We start from the raw sequence: 2890 nt of genomic DNA, 5'->3' as shown, positions 1-2890 counted from the left end.
GATGACCGGGGCGAGGACCGCGCGCAGCTCGCCGACGCGCATCCACCACAGGAACGGCGAGCCGATGACGAGGACCGGCGCGACGGGGGCCCGGCGGCGGCCCGGGCCCGCTATCTCGTCGGGCGCCGGGCGCGGGGGCGGGCCGTGGGCCGAGTGCGCCCGGTCCTCCAGCCAGCTGTCGCAGTCCGGGGTGAGCGCTATGGCCGAGGGGGCCGGCACGTCCAGGCGGTCGGCGAGGTCGCGCACCATCCGGTACAGATCCGGGGCGGACTCCTCCGGGATCGGCACCGTGGGGCTCATCGCGGGGCGGGCCCGGGCCACCACCACGGCGACCCCGGCCGCGGCCGGCAGCACCAGCAGCGCGAGCACGCCCACGATCCACCGGGCGGCGTCCCAGCCCGGGCCGACGAGATGGCCGGTGGAGGCGCCGGTGAGCAGGATCACCGCGGCGCCCGCGGGCAGCAGGGCCGCGGCCAGCGCCCGGCCCCGGACCCGCAGGACGGCGAGGGCCCGGGAGCGCGCGGCCTGCGCGCCCGCCTCCACACCGATACCGGTCACGTGCCGACCTCGCCCCCTCCCTGCCGATCGCGTGCTGCCCTGGTCTTGCTCACTCCCCCACTGTGGCACCCGCCACTGACATCGCAATGCCGGTGGGCCAAGTGCCGGAACGCTTGCGCGGCACCCTAGTTGGGGCCCCGGCCCCCGTCAGCCATATGGGCGATTGCTCACTCGATGGAATGGCTTTGGTCAAAGCTGGGTGACAGACAGCAAAGATCAGGCCCCGGATTGTGGGTCCGGGGCCTGGGTGGGAAACGGGCAGGTCAGACGGCGGGCGCGGCGGGCGGCAGGCGGTGCGGGCGGCCCGGGGTCAGGCGTCCGCGGACTCCGCCGCCTTCGCCGCGATGTCGGTGCGGTGCTGCGAGCCGTCGAGCCGGATCCGGCCCACCGCCCGGTACGCCCGCTCGCGCGCCTCGGCCAGGTCCGTGCCGGTGGCCGTGACGGACAGCACGCGTCCGCCCGCGCTGACCACCGCGTCGCCGTCCCGCCGGGTGCCGGCGTGCAGCACGTACGCGTGCGGGGCGTCCTCGGCGGCCACCTCGTCCAGGCCGGTGATCGGGTCGCCCGTGCGCGGGGTGCCCGGGTAGTTGTGCGAGGCGACGACGACGGTGACGGCCGCGTCCTCGCTCCAGCGCAGCGGCGGCAGGTCGGCGAGGTTGCCGGTGGCGGCGGCCATCAGGACGCCCGCCAGCGGGGTCTGCAGGCGGGCCAGCACGACCTGGGTCTCCGGGTCGCCGAAGCGGGCGTTGAACTCGATGACCCGGACCCCGCGCGAGGTGATCGCGAGACCGGCGTAGAGCAGCCCGGAGAACGGCGTGCCCCGGCGGCGCATCTCGTCCACGGTGGGCTGGAGCACGGTGTGCAGCACCTCGTCGACCAGCTTCGGGTCGGCCCACGGCAGCGGCGAGTAGGCGCCCATGCCGCCGGTGTTCGGGCCCTCGTCGCCGTCCAGGGCGCGCTTGAAGTCCTGGGCGGGCTGGAGCGGTACGACCGTCTCGCCGTCGGTGACGGCGAACAGGGACACCTCGGGGCCGTCGAGGAACTCCTCGATCACCACCCTCTCGCACCCGGCGGCGTGCGCCTCGGCGGCCTCCAGGTCGGAGGTGACGACGACGCCCTTGCCGGCGGCGAGACCGTCGTCCTTGACGACGTAGGGGGCACCGAAGGCGTCGAGGGCCTCGGCGACCTCCTCGGCGGTGGTGCAGACGTAGGAGCGGGCGGTCGGCACGCCGGCCGCCGCCATGACGTCCTTGGCGAAGGCCTTGGACCCCTCGATCCGGGCGGCCTCCCCGGAGGGGCCGAACACCGGGATGCCCGCCGCGCGGACCGTGTCGGCGACACCGGCGACCAGCGGGGCCTCCGGGCCGACGACGACCAGGTCGGCACCGAGGCGGCCGGCCAGCCCGGCCACGGCGGCGCCGTCGAGCGCGTCGACCTGGTGCAGCTCGGCGACCTCGGCGATGCCGGCGTTGCCGGGGGCGCAGTGCAGCGCGGTGACGTCGGGGTCGAGGGACAGGGAGCGGCACAGGGCGTGTTCGCGGGCGCCGCTGCCGATGACGAGGACCTTCACGGGGGTCAGCCTAATGGCAAGGTTGCCGAAGGCCGGGGGCCGGGCTTGTTGGACTTTCCTCCAAAAGGGGTCGTCGCCGATTCCCGGCACGCCTCACTCGTGGGAGAACTCCTCGACCACCGTCGCCCCCAGTTCGCGCACGATCAGCTCGTGGCCGGAGAGGGCCGACTCGTCCAGATCCGGGTCGTCGTCCTCGGGGATGTCGTCCTCGGGCGCGACGGGCGGCGGCTCGGGCGCGGCGGGCCGGGGAGCCGGGGCCGGCGCGGCCGATCCCGCGGACGCGGCCGGAGCACCGCCCTGCGGCGCAGCGGACGGCTGCGGGGACGCCGTGGCGGCCGCGGGACGGGAGGCGGCCGGGGAGCCGTAGCCACCGCCGGGAGCGCCGCCGTGGCCGGCGGGCGCGCCGCCGTAGCCGCCGCCCGGTCCGCCGTAGCCGGGCGAGCCGGCCGGGGACGGCGGGGCGGAGCCGCCGCCGGACGGGTCGACGACCGCCTCGATCTTCCACTGCACGTGGAACTGCTCGGCCAGCGCCTGCCGCAGCACGTCCTCGCTGCCGCTGCCGGCGAAGTTGTCGCGGGCGCCGGCGTTGACGAAACCGAGCTGGAGGGTGGTGCCGTCGAAGCCGGTCACCTGGGCGTTCTGGCTGAGCAGGATCCAGGTGAAGCGGCGGCGGTTCTTGACGGCCTCCAGGATGTTCGGCCAGAGCGCGCGGGGGTCGAGACCGCCGGCGGGCGCGGCCGGGACGGGAGCGGGGGACTGTGC

The 2890-nt window shown here is 76.1% G+C and carries 2 protein-coding genes and 1 pseudogene; all 3 read right to left on the bottom strand.

The window, feature by feature from the left end; genetic code table 11:
- Positions 1 to 558 (bottom strand): M48 family metalloprotease (locus CCN44_RS14890; protein WP_462509652.1); only part of this gene is annotated, 558 nt, incomplete at its 3' end.
- Positions 559 to 868: 310 nt separating this feature from the next.
- Positions 869 to 2128: a phosphoribosylamine--glycine ligase gene (purD, locus tag CCN44_RS14885; RefSeq protein WP_059249908.1), complete on the bottom strand. Its 1260-nt coding sequence runs from the start codon at positions 2126 to 2128 to the stop codon at positions 869 to 871.
- A gap of 93 nt (positions 2129 to 2221) precedes the next feature.
- Positions 2222 to 2890: pseudogene (locus CCN44_RS14880) on the bottom strand (DNA polymerase III subunit gamma and tau); the annotation flags it as partial.

Source organism: Streptomyces tricolor (genome assembly GCF_002155905.1).
GTDB lineage: Bacteria > Actinomycetota > Actinomycetes > Streptomycetales > Streptomycetaceae > Streptomyces > Streptomyces tricolor.
Note: the sequence above shows the minus strand (reverse complement) of the source record. Positions and strands in the feature narration are given on the sequence as shown.